The organism is Actinoplanes awajinensis subsp. mycoplanecinus, from assembly GCF_001509495.1.
Classification (GTDB): Bacteria; Actinomycetota; Actinomycetes; order Mycobacteriales; family Micromonosporaceae; genus Actinoplanes; species Actinoplanes palleronii.
On the sequence record NZ_LLZH01000059.1, the window covers coordinates 91,311 to 112,274 of the forward strand.

Annotated in this window: 18 protein-coding genes and 1 pseudogene; 18 read left to right on the forward strand and 1 reads right to left on the reverse strand. The window is 68.8% G+C overall.

All coding sequences use genetic code 11. The features are described from left to right. Positions 1 to 80 precede the first annotated feature (80 nt). The 16 genes from ADL15_RS10670 to ADL15_RS10745 all read left to right on the forward strand — a co-directional run bounded on the left by ADL15_RS10670 (position 81) and on the right by ADL15_RS10745 (position 18,124). Positions 81 to 446, forward strand: coding sequence for an NADH-quinone oxidoreductase subunit A (locus ADL15_RS10670; RefSeq protein WP_157441287.1), 366 nt, complete (start codon positions 81 to 83; stop codon positions 444 to 446). Positions 447 to 451: 5 nt separating this feature from the next. Next, on the forward strand, positions 452 to 1,123 hold the full coding sequence (locus ADL15_RS10675; RefSeq protein WP_067687810.1) for a NuoB/complex I 20 kDa subunit family protein: 672 nt from the start codon (positions 452 to 454) through the stop codon (positions 1,121 to 1,123). Then, on the forward strand, positions 1,120 to 1,815 hold the full coding sequence (locus tag ADL15_RS10680; protein ID WP_067687811.1) for an NADH-quinone oxidoreductase subunit C: 696 nt from the start codon (positions 1,120 to 1,122) through the stop codon (positions 1,813 to 1,815). The genes ADL15_RS10675 and ADL15_RS10680 overlap by 4 nt, the downstream gene beginning before the upstream one ends. Next, positions 1,812 to 3,137 (forward strand): NADH-quinone oxidoreductase subunit D, encoded by a 1,326-nt coding sequence (locus ADL15_RS10685; protein ID WP_067687812.1) that lies wholly within the window; start codon positions 1,812 to 1,814, stop codon positions 3,135 to 3,137. Before ADL15_RS10680 ends, ADL15_RS10685 begins: the two co-directional genes overlap by 4 nt. Continuing rightward, positions 3,137 to 4,174 (forward strand): NADH-quinone oxidoreductase subunit NuoE, encoded by a 1,038-nt coding sequence (gene nuoE, locus ADL15_RS10690; protein WP_067687813.1) that lies wholly within the window; start codon positions 3,137 to 3,139, stop codon positions 4,172 to 4,174. Before ADL15_RS10685 ends, nuoE begins: the two co-directional genes overlap by 1 nt. Then, positions 4,171 to 5,487, forward strand: coding sequence for an NADH-quinone oxidoreductase subunit NuoF (nuoF, locus tag ADL15_RS10695; protein ID WP_067687815.1), 1,317 nt, complete (start codon positions 4,171 to 4,173; stop codon positions 5,485 to 5,487). The genes nuoE and nuoF overlap by 4 nt, the downstream gene beginning before the upstream one ends. Continuing rightward, a complete protein-coding gene (locus ADL15_RS10700) occupies positions 5,487 to 7,982 on the forward strand; it encodes an NADH-quinone oxidoreductase subunit G (RefSeq protein WP_067687817.1) in 2,496 nt (831 codons plus the stop codon). The genes nuoF and ADL15_RS10700 overlap by 1 nt, the downstream gene beginning before the upstream one ends. Continuing rightward, positions 7,979 to 9,346 carry an NADH-quinone oxidoreductase subunit NuoH gene (gene nuoH, locus ADL15_RS10705; RefSeq protein ID WP_067687819.1) on the forward strand — a complete coding sequence of 456 codons (1,368 nt, stop codon included), beginning with the start codon at positions 7,979 to 7,981 and terminating at the stop codon, positions 9,344 to 9,346. Before ADL15_RS10700 ends, nuoH begins: the two co-directional genes overlap by 4 nt. A gap of 1 nt (position 9,347) precedes the next feature. Then, positions 9,348 to 9,929 (forward strand): NADH-quinone oxidoreductase subunit NuoI, encoded by a 582-nt coding sequence (gene nuoI, locus ADL15_RS10710; protein ID WP_083971120.1) that lies wholly within the window; start codon positions 9,348 to 9,350, stop codon positions 9,927 to 9,929. After that, the gene (locus ADL15_RS10715; RefSeq protein WP_067687822.1) at positions 9,926 to 10,669 is read left to right on the forward strand and encodes an NADH-quinone oxidoreductase subunit J; all 744 of its coding nucleotides are present in this window, start codon (positions 9,926 to 9,928) and stop codon (positions 10,667 to 10,669) included. The genes nuoI and ADL15_RS10715 overlap by 4 nt, the downstream gene beginning before the upstream one ends. Positions 10,670 to 10,705: 36 nt before the next feature. Then, positions 10,706 to 11,005, forward strand: a complete 300-nt coding sequence (gene nuoK / locus ADL15_RS10720) for an NADH-quinone oxidoreductase subunit NuoK (protein WP_067687823.1) — start codon at positions 10,706 to 10,708, stop codon at positions 11,003 to 11,005. 10 nt (positions 11,006 to 11,015) lie between these two features. Then, the gene (gene nuoL / locus ADL15_RS10725; protein ID WP_067687825.1) at positions 11,016 to 12,944 is read left to right on the forward strand and encodes an NADH-quinone oxidoreductase subunit L; all 1,929 of its coding nucleotides are present in this window, start codon (positions 11,016 to 11,018) and stop codon (positions 12,942 to 12,944) included. Next, entirely contained in the window at positions 12,941 to 14,482 is a 1,542-nt protein-coding gene (locus ADL15_RS10730; protein ID WP_067687830.1) for an NADH-quinone oxidoreductase subunit M, read from the forward strand. The genes nuoL and ADL15_RS10730 overlap by 4 nt, the downstream gene beginning before the upstream one ends. 2 nt (positions 14,483 to 14,484) lie before the next feature. Further along, complete coding sequence (gene nuoN, locus ADL15_RS10735) at positions 14,485 to 16,017, forward strand: NADH-quinone oxidoreductase subunit NuoN (RefSeq protein WP_067687832.1); 1,533 nt, start codon at positions 14,485 to 14,487, stop codon at positions 16,015 to 16,017. A gap of 96 nt (positions 16,018 to 16,113) precedes the next feature. Next, entirely contained in the window at positions 16,114 to 17,040 is a 927-nt protein-coding gene (locus ADL15_RS10740) for a pyridoxamine 5'-phosphate oxidase family protein (protein ID WP_198170703.1), read from the forward strand. 124 nt (positions 17,041 to 17,164) lie between these two features. Then, positions 17,165 to 18,124 (forward strand): polyprenyl synthetase family protein, encoded by a 960-nt coding sequence (locus tag ADL15_RS10745; RefSeq protein WP_198170707.1) that lies wholly within the window; start codon positions 17,165 to 17,167, stop codon positions 18,122 to 18,124. On the opposite strand, the gene ADL15_RS10750 is transcribed toward ADL15_RS10745, so the two are convergent. Beyond that, complete coding sequence (locus ADL15_RS10750) at positions 18,121 to 19,302, reverse strand: MFS transporter (RefSeq protein ID WP_067687836.1); 1,182 nt, start codon at positions 19,300 to 19,302, stop codon at positions 18,121 to 18,123. The genes ADL15_RS10745 and ADL15_RS10750 overlap by 4 nt on opposite strands. 153 nt (positions 19,303 to 19,455) lie before the next feature. On the opposite strand from ADL15_RS10750, the gene ADL15_RS10755 reads away from it, so the two are divergent. Together ADL15_RS10755 and ADL15_RS57025 are read left to right on the forward strand one after the other, a co-directional pair. After that, positions 19,456 to 20,250: an IclR family transcriptional regulator gene (locus ADL15_RS10755; RefSeq protein WP_067687838.1), complete on the forward strand. Its 795-nt coding sequence runs from the start codon at positions 19,456 to 19,458 to the stop codon at positions 20,248 to 20,250. Between the two features lie 152 nt (positions 20,251 to 20,402). Further along, positions 20,403 to 20,498: pseudogene (locus ADL15_RS57025) on the forward strand (zf-HC2 domain-containing protein); the annotation flags it as partial. Between the last annotated feature and the right edge of the window lie 466 nt (positions 20,499 to 20,964).

Here is a 20,964-nt window from a genome sequence, read left to right on the forward strand (position 1 = left end):
ACGGATTCGGGCACCCCGACCAAAGGGATACAAAAGCGAAAAACTAGTGTGAAGCGGCTAACAGTCGTACGGGAGTGAAGATGACGATCAACCCATACGTCCCGATCGTCGGGTTGCTGATCCTCGGCGCGCTCTTCGCGTTGTTCTCGGTGTCGGTGGCACCGATCGTGGGTCCGAAGCGCTACAACCGGGCAAAAATGGACGCCTACGAATGCGGCATCGAGCCGGCCCCTCAACCGGTCGGCGGTGGACGCTTCCCGGTGAAGTTCTACCTGACCGCGATGCTCTTCATCATCTTCGACATCGAGACCATCTTCCTCTACCCGTGGGCCGTCTCGTTCGAGGCGCTGGGCCTGTTCGGCTTCGTGGAAATGGTCCTCTTCATCGTCACCGTGTTCATCGCCTACACCTACGTGTGGCGGCGCGGCGGCCTCAACTGGGACTGATAACCATGGGAATCGAAGAGAAACTTCCCAGCGGCATCCTCCTCACCTCGGTCGAGAAGCTGTCGAACTGGGCTCGCAAGTCATCGTTCTGGGGTGCGACCTTCGGTCTCGCCTGCTGCGCCATCGAGATGATGGCCGCCGGTGGCCCGCACTACGACCTGGGTCGCTGGGGCATGGAGGTGTTCCGCGCTTCGCCTCGCCAAGCGGACCTGATGATCGTCGCGGGCCGGGTCAGCCAGAAGATGGCTCCGGTGGTCCGGCAGATCTACGACCAGATGCCCGAGCCGCGCTCGGTGATCTCGATGGGCGTCTGCGCCTCGTCCGGCGGCATGTTCAACAACTACGCCATCGTGCAGGGTGTGGATCACATCGTCCCGGTCGACATCTACCTGCCGGGCTGTCCGCCCAGGCCGGAGATGCTGATCGACGCGATCCTCAAGATGCGCGAGAAGGTGATGGCCACACCTCTCGGCCCGAACGGCCGCAAGATGCACGAGCAGCGCCGTCTCGACGGCAAGCTCCCGCTCGTCGCACCGGGTGCCATGCCGTCGTCGTACCGGGTGGACAAGGTCCGCCGGGCGGAATGGACGCAGGCCGTCAAGGAAGGGCGCGAAGAGCAATTGCGGATCGAGAACTGGATGAAACTCCAGCCGCATTTGCGGGAGGGTGGCAAATGAGTATTCAGCCTGGAACTGAGGGTAGCGGTTCTGCTCCCGAAACAGCGCCGCCTCCGTCCAGTCCGGACAAAGGAATGTTCGGCGTCATGGGCACCGGCGACGTCTCCGGTTTCGGCCGTCTGGTCCGCCCTCGACCTGCTGTTTTTGACAGCCCTCGGCCGTTCGGCGGGTATTTCGACGACGTCTATGACGCGTTGGAGGAAGCTTATCCGGCGTTCTCCGAAGCCATCGAGAAAGTGGTGGTGGATAGGGCGGAACTCACACTTCACATCAGGCCCGAGAGAATCAAGGACGTCTGTCAGGTAATGAGGGACGACGGGTCCCTGAAGTTCGAGCTCTGCTCCTCTGTCGACTGCGTCGACTACCTGGCCACCGACGAGCGCCGGTTCCACATCGCGTACCAGCTCACCTCGATGACGTACCGCCGGAGGGTCCGTCTCGAGGCCGCTGTCGCGGACGGTGTGCCGCTGCCCAGCGTGACCAGCGTCTACCCGACCGCGGACTGGCAGGAGCGCGAGGTCTACGACATGTTCGGCGTGGTCTTCACCGGCCACCCGAACCTGACCCGGATCCTGATGCCGGACGACTGGGAGGGCCATCCCCAGCGCAAGGACTACCCGCTCGGCGGGGTGCCCGTGGAGTACAAGGGCGCCGAAATTCCGCCGCCCGACCAGCGGAGGGTCTACCAGTGACAAGTTCTGAGTACGCAAGCGCGCGCGAGACGACCGAGGGCCGGGTCTTCACGGTCACCGGCGGCGACTGGGACAGCGTCACGTCCAGCATCGACCCGCTCAGCAACGAGAAGATCGTCGTCAACATGGGTCCCCAGCACCCGTCCACCCACGGCGTGCTCCGGCTGGTGCTGGAGCTCGAGGGCGAGACGGTGATCGAGGCCCGCCCGGTGATCGGCTATCTGCACACCGGGATCGAGAAGAACCTGGAGTACCGCACCTGGACGCAGGGCGTCACGTTCGTGACCCGGATGGACTACCTGGCCAACATGTCCAACGAGGCGGCGTACTGCTTCGCGGTGGAGAAGCTGCTCGGGATCGAAGATCAGATCACCGAGCGGGCCAGAACGATCCGGGTCATGTTCATGGAGCTGCAGCGGATCGCCTCGCACCTGGTCTGGCTGGCCACCACCGGCATGGAGCTCGGCGCGATCTCGATGATGCTGTACGGCTTCCGGGAGCGGGAGTACATCCTCGACATCTTCGAGGAGACCTCCGGGCTGCGGATGAACAACGGCTACATCCGGCCCGGCGGCCTGGCACAGGACCTGCCCGACTCGGCGGTCAAGAAGATCCGGGACCTGCTGGTCTACCTGCCGAAGAAGCTCAAGGAATACGAGGCGATGCTCTCCGGCCAGATCATCTGGCAGAAGCGCACGCAGGGTGTCGCCGTCCTGGACGTGACCGGTTGCCTGGCGCTGGGCATCACCGGACCGGTGCTGCGGGCCGCTGGCCTGCCCTGGGACCTGCGCAAGACCATGCCGTACGCGGGTTACGAGACGTACGAGTTCGACGTGCCGACCGCGACCACGGCGGACGTCTGGGGTCGTTATCTGGTCCGGCTGGCGGAGATCAAGGAGTCGCTGAAGATCGTCGAACAGACGCTCGACCGGCTCAAGCCCGGCCCGGTCTGGGTCGCGGACAAGAAGATCGCCTGGCCCGCGCAGCTCGCGCTGGGCGTGGACGGTCTCGGGAACTCCCTGGAGCACGTCGCCAAGATCATGGGCCAGTCGATGGAATCGCTGATCCACCACTTCAAGCTCGTGACCGAAGGCTTCCGGGTGCCGCCCGGTCAAGTCTATGTCGCGGTGGAACACCCGCGTGGCGAACTCGGCGTACACGCGGTTTCTGACGGTGGCACCCACCCCTACCGGGTGCACTACCGCGAGCCGAGCTTCGTCAACCTCCAGGCCATCCCCGCGATGGCCGAGGGAGCACTGCTGGCCGACGTGATCGCCGGTGGCGCCTCCCTGGACCCGGTTATGGGTGGGTGTGATCGCTGATGTCCGACACTGCCGTTGAATTCTCCCCGGCCGCGGCTCCGCTGGCGGAGAAGCTGCTGGGGGCCGCGCGGGAGATCCTGGCGCGGTACCCGGCCGGCCGGGAGCGCTCGGCGCTGCTGCCGCTGCTGCACCTGGTGCAGACCGAGGACGGGTTCGTCACCCCGGCCGGGGTGTCCTTCTGCGCCGAGATCCTGGGCATCAACAAGGCCCAGGTGGGCGCGGTCGCCACCTTCTACACCATGTACAAGCGCCGGCCCACCGGTGAGTACCTGGTCAGCGTCTGCACCAACACGCTCTGCAACGTGCTCGGCGGTCAGGAGGTCTACGACCAGCTGACCGAGCACCTCGGCGTCGGTCACAACGAGACCACCGCCGACGGCAAGATCACGCTCGAGCACGCCGAGTGCCTGGCCGCCTGCGACTACGCGCCGGTGGTGACGGTCAACTACGACTTCACCGTCGACCAGGCCACGCCGGACTCCGCGGTCGAGATGGTCGACAAGCTGCGTAACGGCGAGCAGCCGACGCCCAGCCGGGGCGCCCGGATCTGCTCGCTCAAGGAGATGCAGTTCCAGTTGGCCGGCTTCGCCGATCCGCGCGAGGGCGCGGTCGGCGACGGAGTGGCCGGCGCGCCGACGCTGCGCGGGGTGCGTCTCGCCCAGGAGCACGGGATCGCGGTGGCCGGCTTCAACCTGGACACCCCGATCACCACCACCAAGCCGGCTCGCGAGGAGCAGCCCGGCAAGGTCGCGACCGCGGTGCAAGCGGTGAAGGCTGCGGTCGGCACGGTCGCCGGAAAGGCTGCCGAGAAGGCGGGTCAGGTCGGTGACCGGGTCAACGCCGGGAAGAAGACCGAGGACCCGCAGATCCGTACCGCGGAGCTCCGCAATCCCACCGCGAGCGAACCGGCGAAACCGGAAGCGAACGCGGGCGCGACGACCGGCGTCGCGGGCAGCGCGCCGGCCGGCGACGCCAAACCCGCGGGCGACAGCCCGCGCACGCCCGACCCGACCCGTGGCTCGGAGGAGGAGAAATGACCCAAATCCGACCTGAGGTGCTGCAGAAGCTGACCCCGGTGCTGACCAAGCGCTGGCTCTCGCCGGACGCCTGGCAGATCGGCGTCTACGAGCGCCTCGACGGTTACCAGGCGCTCCGCAAGACCCTCGACGTGCACCCGGACGACATGATCCAGCTGATCAAGGACTCCGGGCTGCGTGGCCGTGGTGGCGCGGGGTTCCCGACCGGGCTGAAGTGGGGCTTCATCCCGCAGGGCGACGGCAAGCCGCACTACCTCGTGATCAACGCGGACGAGGGCGAGCCGGGCACCTGCAAGGACCTGCCGCTGATGACGTACGACCCGCACTCGCTGGTGGAGGGCGCGATCATCGCGTCCTACGCGATCCGGGCGAACCGCGCGTTCATCTACATCCGCGGTGAGGCGGTGCACGCCGCGCGGCGGCTGCGCAACGCGGTGCAGGAGGCGTACGCCGCCGGTTACCTCGGCAAGAACATCCTCGGCTCCGGGTTCGACCTGGACCTGGTGGTGCACAGCGGCGCCGGCGCGTACATCTGCGGCGAGGAGACCGCGCTGCTCGACTCGCTGGAGGGGTTCCGCGGCCAGCCCCGGCTGCGCCCGCCCTTCCCGGCCATCGCCGGCCTGTACGCCAGCCCGACCGTGGTCAACAACGTCGGCACGATCGCCAGCGTGCCGTACATCGTGCTGGGCGGCGCGGACTGGTGGAAGAGCATGGGCACCGAGAAGTCGGCCGGCCCGATGATCTATTCGCTCTCCGGCCGGGTGGTCAACCCGGGCCAGTACGAGTGCGGCCTCGGCATCACCCTGCGCGAGCTGATCGAGATGGCCGGCGGCATGCAGCCGGGCCACGAGCTGAAGTTCTGGACGCCGGGTGGCTCGTCGACGCCGATCCTGACCGCCGAGCACATCGACACCGCGATGGACTTCGAGGGTGTCGCGGCGGCCGGCTCGATCCTGGGCACCACGGCGATGCAGATCTTCTCCGACCAGGACTGCCCGGTCTACAACACGTGGCGGTGGCTGGAGTTTTATCACCACGAATCGTGCGGCAAGTGCACACCGTGCCGGGAGGGCAACTACTGGCTGGTGCGTACCTACCGGCGGATCCTCGCCGGCCAGGGCACCCTCGCCGACCTGGACACCATGCAGGACACCGCGGACAACATCTTCGGCCGGTCCTTCTGCGGTCTCGGTGACGGCGCGGCGACGCCGGTCATCTCGACGCTCAAGTGGTTCCGGGACGACTACCTCGGCTACATCGAGGGCCGCACGGCTCCCCGGCTGTCCGAGAAGAGCCTGGTGGGAGCGCACTGATGACCGACGTAGCGAAGAGGGCCGACCTGGTCACGCTGACCATCGACGGCGTCGAGGTCACCGCGGAGAAGGGCGAGCTGCTCATCCGGGTGGCCGAGCGGATGGGCACCGCGATCCCGCGGTTCTGCGACCACCCGCTGCTGGCGCCGGCCGGTGCCTGCCGCCAGTGCCTGGTCGAGGTGGAGGGCCAGCGCAAGCCGATCGCCTCGTGCACCCAGACGGTGGCCGAGGGCATGGTGGTGAAGACCCAGGTCACCTCGCCGGTGGCGGCCAAGGCCCAGGCCGGCGTGATGGAACTGCTGCTGATCAACCACCCGCTGGACTGCCCGACCTGCGACAAGGGCGGTGAGTGCCCGTTGCAGAACCAGGCGATGAGCAACGGCCGCGCCGAGTCGCGGTTCCACGAGCCCAAGCGCGAGTACGAGAAGCCGATCCACATCTCCAGCCAGGTGCTGCTGGACCGGGAGCGCTGCGTGCTCTGCCAGCGCTGCACCCGGTTCTCCGAGGAGATCGCCGGCGACAAGTTCATCGACCTGATGGACCGGTCCTCCGGCGAGCAGATCAACGTCTACCGGGACGACTTCTTCGGTGGCACGGGCACCGGGGACGGCCAGGTCGGCGAGGGCGAGGGGGACGTCGCGTTCAACTCGTACTTCTCCGGCAACACCATCCAGATCTGCCCGGTCGGCGCGCTGACCGGCGAGCAGTACCGGTTCCGCGCCCGCCCGTTCGACCTGGTCTCCTCGCCGACCACCTGCGAGCACTGCGCGGCCGGCTGTTCGATGCGAGCCGACCACCGGCGCGGCAAGGTGCTGCGCCGGCTGGCCGGTGACGACGCCGCGGTCAACGAGGAGTGGAACTGCGACAAGGGCCGGTGGGGTTTCCGCTACACCACGGCCAACGAGCGCATCACCACGCCGCTGGTCCGGGACGCGCGTACCGGGCAGCTGCGCGAGGCGTCCTGGAGCGAGGCGCTGCTCACCGCCGCGGAAGGCCTGAAGGCGGCCCGCGAGCGGGGCGTCGGGGTGCTGACCGGCGGGCGGCTCACCGTGGAGGACGCGTACTCGTACGCGAAATTCGCCCGGATCGTGCTGCGGACCAACGACATCGACTTCCGGGCGCGGCCGGTCCGAGCCTCCGGCTCGTCGGCCGAGATCACCGAGGAGGCCGATTTCCTCGCGGCCGCGGTGGCCGGGGTTTCCGAGGTTTCGTACGCCGATGTCGAGGCCGCCCCGTCCGCTCTGATCGTCGGACTGGAGCCGGAGGAGGAGTGCCCGATCCTCTTCCTGCGTCTGCGCAAGGCGACCAGCCGCCGCAAACTGCAGGTCACGGCGATCGCGCCGTATCTGTCCCGCGGCTTCGAGAAGCTCAGCGCCACGCTCGTCGCGGCGGTGCCGGGTGACGAGGCCCGGCTGCTGAACACCGACCCGGCGGTCGCCGAGGCGCTCAGCGCTCCGGGCAGCCTGCTGCTGGTCGGCGAACGCCTGGCCACCGTGCCGGGTGGGCTCTCCGCGGCCGCGGCGCTGGCCGCCCGGACCGGCGCCCGCCTCGCGTGGGTGCCGCGCCGGGCCGGTGACCGGGGTGCTGTCGACGCCGGCTGCCTGCCGAACCTGCTGCCGGGCGGTCGCCCGGTCGGCGACCCGGGCGCTCGCGCCGAGCTGTCGCTGGGCTGGGCGGTCGACTCCGGCGTGCTGCCGAGCCGGCCGGGCCGGGACGTCGACGCGATCATCGCGGCGGCGGCCGACGGGACACTCGGCGGCCTGCTGGTCGGCGCGGTGGACCCGGGCGACCTGACCGACCCGGTCCTCGCCGAGCAGGCGCTGGACGCGGTGCCCTTCCTGGTCAGCCTGGAATTGCGCACCAGCGCGGTGACCGAGCGGGCCGACGTGGTGCTGCCGATCGCGCCGGCGGTGGAGAAGTCCGGCACCTACATGGACTGGGAGGGCCGGCTGCGGTCCTTCGAGAAGGTCCTGGGCAGCACGGCGATGACCGACGGCCGGGTGCTGGAGGCGATCGCCGCGCTGCTGGACGTCACCCTGAACACCGGCGACGTGCAGGCGGTGCGCCGCGAGCTGGGCGCGCTGCCGGCCGGCACGGCCCGTCCCGAGCTGCCGTCGATCGCCGCCGAGGCGGTCGCCGAGCCGGGTGAGCGGGCCGCGGTGCTGGCCACCTGGCACCAGCTGATCGACCTGGGCACGCTGACCGAGGGCGACGCGGTGCTGGCCGGTACGGCGAGACCGCCTGTTGTCCGGCTCGGCAAGGAGCTGGCCGAGCAGCTGCGGGTCACCGACGGCGACCTGCTCACGGTCCGCAGTGACCGCGGCTCGGTGACGCTGCCGGCCGCGATCGCCGACCTGCCCCGGCAGGTGGTGTGGCTGCCGACCAACTCGCCGGCTTCGACGGTGCGCCGCAGTCTCGGCGTCACCGCCGGCGCGGTGGTCCGGTTGTCGGCCGGTCTGCCCGGTCCGATTCTCGCCGAGGGAGTTGAGCGATGAACGTCCTTCTCGCGGCGCACGCGGAGGACCCGACCCTGCAGACGTTCGAACAGGACGTCTGGTGGATCGTGCTGATCAAGCTGCTCGGGCTGTTCGTCCTGCTGCTGATCCTGACGCTGTTCACGATCAACTACGAGCGCAAGGTCGTGGCCCGGATGGCGGTCCGGCCGGGCCCCAACCAGGTCGGGTTCCGCGGTTATCTGACCAGCCTCAGCGACGGCCTGAAGCTGCCGTTCAAAGAGGAGATCATTCCGAAGACCGCCGACAAGATCGTCTACTTCCTCGCCCCGGTCATCTCGGCGACCACGGCGTTCACCGCCTTCGCGGTGATCCCGTTCGGTGGCGTGGTGAACATGTTCGGTCATCGGACCGCGCTGCAGCTCACCGACGTACCGGTCTCGGTGCTGGTGCTGCTGGCCTGCTCGTCGATGAGCGTCTACGGCGTGGTGCTGGCCGGCTGGGCGTCCGGGTCGACGTACCCGCTGCTCGGCGCGTTGCGGTCGAGTGCGCAGATGATTTCGTACGAGGTCGCGATGGGCCTCTCCATCGTCGCGGTGTTCATGACCGCGGGCTCGATGAGCACCTCGCAGATCGTCGCGGCGCAGGCGTCCGGCGAGCCGACCACGCTCTTCGGCGTCACGATCACCATGCCCGGCTGGTACTGCCTGCAGCTGCTGCCGAGCTTCCTGATCTACGTGATCTCGGCGGTCGGTGAGACCAACCGGGCGCCGTTCGACCTGCCCGAGGCGGAGTCCGAGCTGGTCGGCGGGTTCCACACCGAGTACTCGTCGTTCAAGTTCGCGCTGTTCTTCCTGGCCGAGTACATCAACATGATCACCGTCTCGGCGTTCTGCACCACGCTGTTCCTGGGTGGCTGGCGCGCACCGTGGCCGATCACCGCGATCTGGGAGGGCGCCAACTCCGGCTACTTCGGCCTGATCTGGTTCTTCCTCAAGGTCTTCACGCTGCTGTTCGGCTTCATCTGGCTGCGGGCCACACTGCCCCGGATGCGGTACGACCAGTTCATGCGGTTCGGCTGGAAGGTGCTGATCCCGGTCAGCCTGGTCTGGATCCTCTTCCTGGCGTACTTCAAGGTCGCCCGCAGCGGCGCGCTCTCCACCGAAGCCCGGTGGATCTCCACCGGGGTGATCGCCCTGATCGTGCTGGTGGTCGCGTGGAAGTGGCCCTCGTCGGAGAAACCCGATCCGGTGCCCATCGAGGAGCAGTTGGCCGCACGTCCACCGGGCAGTTTCCCGGTCCCCCCGATGGACCTCCAGGTACCGCCCAGCCCGCGCGCCCGCCGTGCGGTCGCCGAGCGTGCCCCGGCCGCCGTCGGCGGCGACCCCGAGTCGAAGGAGGTGTGACGTGAACACGTTGACCGGCTCCTTCAAGGGTTTCGGCGTGACGTTCGCCCACATGTTCCGCAAGGTGATCACGACCGACTACCCGTTCTCCCCGCCGACGCCGGCGCCGCGCTACCACGGGCGGCACATCCTCAACCGGCACCCGGACGGCCTGGAGAAGTGCATCGGCTGCGAGCTGTGTGCCTGGGCCTGCCCGGCCGACGCGATCTACGTCGAGGGCGGCGACAACACCGACGAGCAGCGGTTCTCGCCGGGTGAGCGGTACGCGAAGATCTACCAGATCAACTACACCCGCTGCATCTTCTGCGGGCTCTGCATCGAGGCCTGCCCGACCCGTTCGCTGACCATGAGCAACGAGTTCGAGCTGGCCCGGGACAGCCGCCAGGACCTGATCTTCACGAAGGAACAGCTCCTGGCGCCGCTGCTGGAGGGTATGGAGCAGCCGCCGCACCCGATGCGCCTGGGCGAGACCGACAAGGACTACTACCTCGGCGCGCTCACCAACCCGGGTACGTCGGCCGGAGCGGAGCGGGCGCCGTGGTCGACGAACGCCGCGGAGGACGCCACCGGGGGTGCGGCATGACCCAGGTGTCCACCGGCGAGCAGGTCGCCTTCTGGATCCTCGGCTCGCTCGCGGTGATCGGGGCGCTCGGTATGGTGCTGGCCCGTAACGCGGTGCACTCCGCGCTCTGGCTGGTGCTCACCATGCTGAACCTCGGGATCCTCTACGTGGTCAACTCGGCGCCGTTCCTCGGCTTCGTGCAGGTCATCGTGTACACCGGCGCGATCATGATGCTGTTCCTGTTCGTGCTGATGCTGGTCGGCCGGGACGCCTCGGACTCGCTGATCGAGTCGCTGCGCGGGCAACGGGTCGCGGCGATCATTCTCGGTCTCGGATTCGCCGGCCTGGTCGGCACCGGACTGGCCCGGGCGCTCGATGACACCCCGACCGCCGGCCTGGACGCGGCCAACCAGAACGGCAACGTGCAGGGCCTGGCCTCGCTGCTGTTCACCAAGTACGTCTTCGCGTTCGAGGTCACCTCGGCGCTGCTGATCACGGCGGCGGTGGGCGCGATGATCCTGGCCCACGTCGAACGCGGCAAGGGCGAGAAGGTGGACCAGGTGTCCCGGATGAAGGAGCGCTTCCTTCCCGGCAACTACCCCGGCCCGAAGCCCGGCCCCGGCGTCTACGCGAACACCATGTCGGTGGCCGCGCCGGCCCGCCTGCCGGACGGCAACGGAGCGGAGAGCAGCATCTCGCCGATCCTGCCGGTCCGGGAGCTGACGATCTCTGAGGTAGCCCCGAAGGGCACCGAGAAGTGAACGCGAAGCGGAGCAATCGATGGACGGCGGAGCGAAGTGACTCCTGACTATTACCTGATCCTGGCGTCGATCCTGTTCACCATCGGCGCCTCCGGAGTGCTGATCCGGCGCAACGCGATCGTCCTGTTCATGTGCATCGAGCTGATGCTGAACGCGGCGAACCTGGCGCTGGTCACCTTCAGCCGGATCAACGGCGGCCTGGACGGCCAGATCATCTCGTTCTTCGTGATGGTCGTGGCAGCGGCCGAGGTCGTTGTCGGCCTCGCCATCATCATGTCGATCTTCCGTACGCGACGCTCGGCGAGTGTCGACGACGCGAACCTCCTGAAGTACTGAAGGGGCTTCCATGGCACTCTCATTGGAGTACGCCCCCGCGACGGGGGTGCTGAGCAGCGTCTGGCTACTCGTGGCCATCCCGCTGGCCAGCGCGGCGATCCTGTTGCTGCTGGGCAAGCGGGCCGACAAGTGGGGTCATTGGCTCGGCGTCCTGGCGGTGGCCAGCTCGTTCGTACTCGGGCTGATCTTCTTCCTGAGCCTGAGCGGCCTGGAGGAGACGAAGCGCTCGGCCGAGCTGAGCCTGTTCGACTTCATCCAGGTCGGCGCGCTGAAGGTCGACTTCGGCATGCTCTTCGACCCGCTCTCCGGGGTCTTCGTCCTGCTGATCACCGGTGTCGGTTCGCTGATCCACCTGTACGCGGTCGGCTACATGGAGCACGACCCGGGCCGGCGACGGTTCTTCGCCTATTTCAACCTGTTCGTCGCGGCGATGCTGTTGCTCGTCCTCGGCAACAACTACGTGATGCTCTACTTCGGCTGGGAGGGCGTCGGTCTGGCGTCGTACCTGCTGATCTCGTTCTGGTACACCCGCCCGTCGGCGGCCACGGCCGGCAAGAAGGCGTTCCTGATGAACCGGGTCGGCGACGCCGGCCTGGCGATCGGCGTCTTCCTGATGTTCACCACGCTGGGCAGCACTCAATATTCCGCGGTTTTCAGCGGGGTGACCTCGCTGAGCGCCACCACGGTGCTGGTCATGGGTCTGCTCCTGCTGCTCGGCGCGGCCGGCAAGTCCGGTCAGTTCCCGCTGCAGGCCTGGTTGCCGGACGCGATGGAGGGCCCGACCCCGGTGTCGGCGCTCATCCACGCGGCCACCATGGTCACCGCGGGGGTCTACCTGATCGCCCGGTCCAACCCGATCTTCTCGGCCAACGAGACGCTGCAGCTGATCGTGGTCAGCGTCGGTGCGCTGACGCTGCTGATCGGCTGCATCATCGGCTCGGCGAAGGACGACATCAAGCGGATCCTGGCCTGGTCGACGGTCAGCCAGATCGGCTACATGTTCCTCGGTGTCGGGCTCGGCGGTGCGGCCTACGGGCTGGCCATCGTGCACCTGCTGGCGCACGGCTTCTTCAAGGCCAACATGTTCCTCGGCGCCGGTTCGGTCATGCACGGCATGCACGACCAGGTGGACATCCGCCGGTTCGGTGGCCTGTCCAAGCACATGCGGATCACCTGGCTGACGTTCGCCACCGGCTGGCTGGCGATCATCGGCATCCCGCCGCTGTCCGGCTTCTTCTCCAAGGAGCCGATCATCGCGGCCGCCTTCGAGCGGGAAGTGACCTGGCAGGCCTGGGTCTTCGGGCTGGCCGCGCTGCTCGGTGCCGGGCTCACCGCGTTCTACATGACCCGGTTGTTCGTGCTCACCTTCCACGGCCCGGCGCGCTGGACCGAGGAGAACAAGCACCCGCACGAGTCGCCGGCGCTGATGACGATCCCGCTGATCCTGCTGGCGGTCGGCTCGGTCGCGGCCGGCTGGGTGATGAGCACGACCGTGCCGGAGTGGCTCACCCCGGTTCTCGGTGGTGAACAGGGCGAGGTGCACGGCGTGCTCTCGCACACGGTGATCACCGTGCTCTCGCTGGTGGTCACGGTCGCCGGTGCGGGTCTGGCCTGGTCGATGTTCCGCAAGGGCACCGCGCTCGAGCCGCAGCCGGCCGGGGTGCTGGTCACCGCGGCGCGGCGCAACCTCTACACCGACGCGTTCAACGAGGCGGTGTTCGAGCGGCCCGGCAAGTACCTCACCCGGGCGCTGGTCTACCTGGACGCCAAGGGCATCGACGGCATCGTCAACGGGCTGGCGGCGGCGGTCGGTGGCAGCTCCAGCCGGCTCCGGCGGCTGCAGACCGGCTTCGTCCGCTCGTACGCACTCTCCATGCTCACCGGCGCGATGCTCATTGTCGGCGCCTTCCTAGCGATCCAGTTGGGGTGGCTGGCGTGACGAACTTTCCCTTTCTCTCTGTACTCACGCTGCTTCCCCTGGTCGGGGCGATCTCGGTGGCCTGCATTCCGCGGGCCAAGGCAGAGCTAGCCAAGATCGTCGCGCTGATCTGGTCGCTCGTCGTGCTGGTGCTCAGCATCTTCATGTGGGTCGCCTTCACGGTCGGCAGCCCCGACCGGTTCCAGTTCCACGAGAAGTACGCCTGGATCCCGTCCTGGAACGCCAGCTTCACCTTCGCCGCCGACGGCATCGCGCTCGTCATGCTGATGCTGATCGCGGTGCTGTTCCCGGTGGTCATCCTGGCGTCCTGGCACGACGTGGACCAGAGCAAGCGGTCCGCGCCGACCTACTTCGCCCTGCTGCTGGCGTTCGAGTTCACCATGATCGGGGTGTTCGCCGCGGCGGACGTCTTCCTGTTCTACGTGTTCTTCGAAATCATGCTGATCCCGATGTACTTCATCATCGGTTCGTTCGGCAGCGGCCAGAAGCAGTACGCCGCGGTCAAGTTCTTCCTCTACAGCCTGGTCGGCGGCCTCTTCATGCTGGCCGCCGTGGTCGGGCTGTGGGTGATCGGCGGGCACACCTTCGAGTTCTCCGCGCTCGTCGACGCGGCCAAGACGTTCGATCAGGACACCGCACGCTGGCTGTTCCTCGGCTTCTTCGTGGCGTTCGCGATCAAGGCGCCGTTCTTCCCGTTCCACACCTGGCTACCGGACTCCGGTGGTGCCGCCCCAGCGGGTGCGGCCGCGCTGCTCGTCGGCGTGATGGACAAGGTCGGTACGTTCGGCATCCTGCGGTACTGCCTCCCGCTCTTCCCGGAGGCGTCGCGCTGGTTCGCGCCGGCCGCGATGGTGCTGGCAGTGGTCGGGATCATCTACGCGGCGCTGCTGGCGGTCGGGCAGAACGACCTGAAGCGCCTGGTGTCGTACACGTCGATCGCGCACTTCGGCTTCATCGGCATCGGCATCTTCGCCTTCACCACGCAGGGCGGCACCGGCTCGGTGCTCTACATGGTCAACCACGGTCTGGCCACCGGCCTGCTGTTCATCGTGGTCGGCATGTTCGTGGCCCGGCGCGGTTCCTCGCTGGTCAGCGACTTCGGCGGGGCGGGCAAGATGGTGCCGGCCCTGGCCGGGGTGCTGTTCTTCGCCGGTCTGGCCTCGCTGGCCCTGCCCGGCACGGCGCCGTTCGTCAGTGAGTTCCTGGTCCTGATCGGCACGTTCAGCACCAACAAGGCGTACGCCGTGATCGCCACCGTCGGGATCGTGCTGGCCGCCGCGTACGTGCTGTGGATGATCCAGCGGACCACCCAGGGCACGCTCAATCCGGCCCTGGAAGACGTGCCGGCCATGAAGAAGGACCTCAGCCTGCGGGAGAAGGTCGTCGTCGCCCCGTTGATCGCGCTCCTGCTGGTGCTCGGCTTCTACCCGAAACCGGTCACCGACGTGATCAACCCGGCGGTTGAGCAGACCCTGCTGGACGTCGGCACACAGGATCCGGGCCCGAGCGCGGTCGCGGATGGAAAGGCTGGCCGATAACCATGGGAGAGCTGAAACTTCCGGAGATCGACTACGGCGCGCTCGCGCCCATGTTGATCCTCTTCGGGGTCGCCTGCGTCGGGGTCCTGATCGAGGTGCTCGTCCCGCGCCGGGCCCGCAACCTGGTCCAGCTGGTGCTCGCGCTGCTCGGCGTGGTGGCCGCGCTGACCGTCCTGGTGATCAACCGGAACACCCGGATCGTCACGGTCGGCGGCGCGGTCGCGATCGACGGCCCGTCCGTCTTCCTGCAGGGCGCGATCCTGGTGCTCGGCGTGGTGTCGCTCTTCCTGATCGGGGAGCGGCAGGTGGAGCAGGGTGGCGCGTTCGTCGCCCAGGCCGCCGTCGTGGTCGGTTCGGACAAGGACGCCAAGCAGGTGACCGGCCAGAGTGGGCTCACCGAGGTGTACCCGCTGGCCACCTTCGCGCTCGGCGGCATGCTGCTCTTCGTCGCCGCGAACGACCTGCTCACCATGTTCGTGGCGCTGGAGGTCTTCTCGCTGCCGTTGTACCTGCTGTGCGCGCTCGCCCGGCGCCGGCGACTGCTCAGCCAGGAGGCGGCGCTCAAGTACTTCCTGCTCGGGTCGTACGCCTCGGCGTTCTTCCTGTTCGGCGTCGCGATGCTGTACGGCTTCGCCGGCAGCGTGCAGCTCGGCGCGATCCACGCCGCGGTGGCCAACCCGCAGCGCAGCCCGGTGCTGCTCTACGCCGGCTTCGGCCTGGTCGCGATCGGCCTGCTGTTCAAGAGCGCGCTGGCCCCGTTCCACGTCTGGACGCCGGACGTCTACCAGGGAGCGCCGACCCCGATCACCGCGTTCATGGCGGCCTGCACCAAGGTCGCCGCGTTCGGCGCGCTGCTCCGGGTGCTCTACACCGCGTTCGAGGGGGTGCGCTGGGACTTCCAGCCGGTCCTCGGCACGGTCGCGGTGCTGACCATGTTCCTCGGCGCGATCATGGCGGTCACCCAGACCGACATGAAGCGGCTGCTTGCCTACTCGTCGATCGCGAACGCCGGCTACCTGATGGTCGGTGTGCTGGCGCTCAACAAGGACGGCCTGGCCAGCACGATGTTCTACCTGGTCGCGTACGGCTTCTCGGTGGTCGCGGCGTTCGCGATCATCAGCCTGGTGCGTGACTCGGACGGCGAGGCGACCCACCTGTCCCGGTGGGCCGGCATCGGCCGGAAGAGCCCGCTGCTCGCCGGGATCTTCACGTTCATCCTGCTCACCTTCGCCGGTATCCCGCTGACCAGTGGCTTCACCGCCAAGTTCGCGGTCTTCGGTGCGGCGATCGACGGCGGGCAGACGTGGCTGGTCATCTTCGGCGTGATCACCAGCATGCTGCTGGCGTTCCCGTACCTGCGGGTGGTCGTGCTGATGTGGCTCTCCGAGCCGGGCGAGACCACGCCGGCGGTGTCCATCCCGGGCTTCCTGACGTCGGCCGCGCTCGGCCTCGGCGTGATCGTCACGGTGGTGCTCGGTGTCGCGCCGGCCCCGCTGATCGACCTGACACGTGAGGCTTCTCAATTCGTGCGTTGAGCACACGTCAATCCGTCCTGACCAGCGGCTCCGGCACTCTGCCGGAGCCGCTGTCGTCTGACCGGACGGTGTCGTGATCCACCTAGGATGATCACCGTGGATGCGCTCGTTACCGGAAAACCGCTGGCCGACGTGATCGATGCCTACCGCACCTGCGAGCTGGCGACCCTGACCCGCGACGGCTCACCGGTGGCGTGGCCGACCTCGGGGCTGCGCCGGGACGACGGGACGCTGCTGCTGACCACCTCGCTCGGCTACCCGCAGAAGGCGTTCAACATCCGCCGGGACGGCCGGGTGGCACTGCTCTTCTCCGAGCCGACCGCGAGCGGCCTGGACCTGCCTGAGCAGGTGCTGGTGCGCGGCGTCGCCACCTGCCCGGACGAGGTGCACACCGCGCCGGTCGGCGATCTGGGGCGGCTCTGGGCGCTGCTGATGGAGCGCCAGCCGCACAGCCAGGGCTACCTGAACTGGCCGGCCACCAAGATGGCCGATTTCTACTACATGCGCCTGCTGATCGACGTCGAGCCGGCCGAGGTGGTCGCCCGGCCGCTGCCGGTCGCCGCGAACACCGGGCTGGCCGACAGCACGCTGCTCGGCGCCGAGGTGCTGGCCGGGTACCCGTCGGTGGTGCTGATCGCGCTCGACGCCGCCGGAGCCCCGCTGCTGGTGCGGACCACGGTCAGCGCGACGCCGGACGGCTACCGGGTCGAGGTGCCCGCGGACGTGCCGGTCGTGGCGGGCCCGTCCGGGCTGCTGGTGCACCGGCACGACGACAAGCTGTCCGGTCTGCACAACGCGAACGTGCGCGGCCGGCTGGTACGCGACGGCGACGGCTGGCTGCTGCGCCCGGTGAAGCTCGTCGAGCCGGGCGCCCGGCACCGGGCGAGCCTGCTCGACCCGATCCGAATCGGTCGCGAGTGCCAGGCCGCCACCCGCCGGTACCTGGCTCACCGCAACCTGGACCGCCCGGCCGTCCCGTGGGCCGCCTATCGCGCCATCCGGGCCGGGCTCCGGAAGCCCTGATTATTTTGATCTTGTCGCCTGCACCCCTGGGACTGAAAGGGGCGGGCCGGTATGGCATCGTGGGAGCGTGGTGAGCACCGGTGATCTGACGCTGTCGTCGCTGGGCCTCGACGTCGATCCCGAGATGGACGCGTCGGTGTCCGCGATGTTGTTTGCCGTGGAGGAAGCGCTGCGGGTGCACGTCGCCAGCGCCGACCCGCTGGTGACCGAAGCCGCGCGCCATCTCGCCGACGCCGGGGGCAAGCGGCTCCGGCCGATCCTGGTGGCGCTGAGCGCGCAGTTCGGCGATCCGGCCCGGCCCGAGCTGATCGACGCGGCCAACGTGGTCGAGCTGACCCACCTCGCGACGCTCTACCACGACGACGTGATGGACGAGGCCCAGGTCCGGCGGGGCACCCCGAGCGCGAACGCGCGCTGGGGCAACTCGGTGGCCATCCTGGTCGGCGACTACCTGTTCGCCCAGGCCGCGGAGCTGGCCGCCAAGCTCGGCACCGAGGCCGTGCACCTGCAGGCGCGGACCTTCTCGCGCCTGGTGCACGGGCAGATCGCCGAGACCGCCGGCCCGCGCGGCACCGATCCGATCGAGCACTACCTGCAGGTCATCGCGGACAAGACCGGCTCACTGATCGCCACCGCGGCCCGCTTCGGCGGCATGTTCTCCGGCGCCCGGCCCGAGGTCGTCGAGGCCCTCGCCGGGTATGGCGAGGTCATCGGCATGGTCTTCCAGCTCTCCGACGACCTGCTCGACATCGCCTCCGAGTCGGTCCAGTCCGGTAAGACGCCCGGCACCGACCTGCGCGAGGGCGTGCCCACGCTGCCGGTGCTCTACGCGCTGGCCGGGGACGACGCGGACGCCGCCGCGGTCCGGCTGCGCGAGCTGCTCTCCGCCGGGCCGATCACCGACGACACGTTGCACGCCGAGGCGCTCACGCTGCTGCGCGAGTCGGCGGCGATGAAGCGGGCCCGGGAAACGGTCCGCGGTTATGCGGACGAGGCGCGGGCCCGGCTGGCGCCGCTGCCGGACGGCCAGGCCAAGAGCGCGATGGAAGCGCTCTGCGACGTCATCGCCGACCGGACGACCTAGCTCCGGTACCGGCCCAGCAACCGGCTGCCCAGCAGCATGAGGGCCGCGGCCAGCACCATCGCGATCGACGCCGCCGTCCACATGGCCGGATACCCGGCTGTGCCGGCGATCGCGCCCAGCCCGAGCGGGCCGACACAGCCACCGGCGTAGACCCCGGTCTGGGTGATCGAGGTGGCTGCCGCGGGGGACTGCGGGTGCAGGCGCACCACCGCGAAGGTCATCAGGCCCGGCCACGCCCAGCCGAAACCGAAGCCGAGCACGACGCCGGCGATCAGGGCGCCTTCCCCTCGTACCGAAAGAAGTGCCAAGCCGAGCGCGCCGCAAGCGAGCAGCGCGGCGATCGTGCCCACCTGCCGGTCCGGCCGGCGATCGGCCTGGGCGCCGCCGACGATCCGGGCCAGCCCGCAGATCGCGCCGCCCAGGGTGAGTGCGAGCCCGGCCGGGGCCGGGCCGATGCCGTGCGAGACGGCCGAGGACACCAGGAACGTGCCGAGCGCGTTGGCCGAGGCGGCCGCGAGCATGGCGGCCAGGCCGATCACCACGAGGGCGCCGGTCGCCTGCCCCTGCTCGCGCGTGCGGGTCCCGCCGAGCTCATCGGCCGGCACCGCGGCGATGGCCACGCACGCCAGCAGCCCGGCCAGGACGAACGCCCAGCGCCAGCCGACGGTCAGAGCCACCAACGGCACCGCCGCACCGGCCAGCAGCGTGCTGATCGGGATGGCGGCCTGCTTCACGCCGAAGGTGAAGCCCTGTCGATGGGCCGGCACCTGCCGGGACAGGCTGGTGTTGCTGGCCAGCTGGCCCATCGCGTTGCCGGCCGCGCCGATCGCCAGGATCACCATGAGGCTCCACAGTGAGCGCGCCCCGGCCGCGACCGCGATCAGCGCGACCGCGGAGAGCCCGATGCCGGCCCGGGCGATCCGGGTGGCGCCGTGCCGCTCGACCAGAGCGCCGGCCGGGATCGAGGCCAGCGCGCTCACTCCGAAGTACGCCGAGACCACCAGACCCAGACCGGCCGGGCTGAAATCGAGTTCCTCGCGGACCTGAACCGCCAGTCCGCCGACCAGGAAGACCGGTATCGAAACAGAAATGGTCGTGGTCAGCGCGCCGACCGTGGCGCGGGTGGCGTTTGACCTGGTCGGTGCCGTTTTCGGGGTCTGTTTCGAGGCAGATGGCATCGGACGCAGACTAAGCCAATTCGGGCACGCTCCGACACGCCCCGTTCTGTTGATCACACCGGCTGTGCAAATCGATCGTGATCCACATGCTTTTGGCATTCCGTCGCCGGATGTTTCTTCATATGGTGTATGTCCCTGGCCTCGGAGGTAGCTGTGCGTGACCCCCTAGCGGAGCCGTCAGATCTCATCCGGAGCGTGTCGCGAGCGTTACGCGTGCTGGAGTCGGTCGGCCGCGCGCCACGCGGGCTCACGGTGAAACAGATCGCCCGGCGGTGCGAGTTGACCGTCGCGACGACCTATCACCTGGTGCGCACACTGGCCTATGAGGGCTACGTGATCCGGCGCGAAGACGGCACCTACATCGTCGGTCTCGAGATCGCCGATCGGTACCGCGAGCTCGTCTCGGCGTTCCGCGGCCCGCCCGCGGTCGGCGACGCGCTCCGCCGTGCCGCGATCGACACCGGATACAGCCACTACCTCGGCCGCTTCGTCGGCGGCCGGATCGCGGTGACCGCCTCCGCCGAGGGTGCCCGCTCGCCGTTCCTGGATGACGTCGCCCCCGGTTTCGACGAGGGTGGTCACGCCACCGCACTGGGCAAGGCGCTGCTCGCCACGCTCACCCCGGACCAGCGGTCGCGTTACCTGCGCGACTACGGGATGCGGGCGTTCACCCCGACCACGCTCACCACGCCGGAGGCGCTCGAGGGCGACCTGGCGGCCGGCGAGCGGCGCGGCATGCAGATCGAAATGGGACAGTTCCGGCAGGGGCTGGCCTCCGCCGCGGTGGTCGTGGTCGCCGACCGGGACATGGAGCGGCGGCTCGTGCTCGCCTGCTCGATGCCGGCCGCCGAGATGCTCACCTCGGCGCGGGTCGTGCGGGCCAAACTGACCGCCGCCGCGCGGAATGTGGCCGAGGCGCTGTCCGGCGGCGAGTCCGCCACAGCGTGATCTTCTTCGATCGCGTTTTGCCTGCACCGGGACTGTTCAGTCACCGAGTCGCTACAGCTTGAGGTGCGGCTTTAAGAGATATTTGAACCTCCAGGGCGGTTGTCGCGTACCAAAGACCGGATGACGGGGACGCCGGCTGGAGGCAGGACACCATGCGCTGTGAGGACGGGCACGACGACGCCGCCTACGTCCTCGGCGCGCTGTCGCCGGCAGAACGCGCCGCCTACGAATCACACCTGGCGTCGTGCTCGTTCTGCCGCGAGGCGGTCGCCGATCTGGCCCGCGTTCCGGACATGCTGGACCGGCTCGACGCGGACGAATTCGCGAGGTTGCTGGACCCGTCGCTCTCGGCCGCGCCACCGGCCCGTGGCTACCGGCCGGCTCCGCCGCCGGTCAAAGCGTTTCCGGTACGCATGTTGAGCACCGTAGCGGCATTGGTGCTCATTGTCGTTCTCGGCGGTGGGGCCACCCTGTGGCTGCTGCGCCAGCCCGAAGCGGGTGCCGCGGCGAGTGGTCCGGCGGTCGCGATGAGCGCGGTGGAGATCAACTCGCCGATCACCGCCACCATCCGGCTCACCGGGACGGCGGGCGGCACCAAGGTGGAGATGCTCTGCCGGTACGCGGCGTCGGCCAAGCCGTACACGTACCGGCTGATCGCTTACGGGCCTGATGACCAGAGTGAGCAGCTCGGGTCGTGGACGCCGCAGCCCGGGG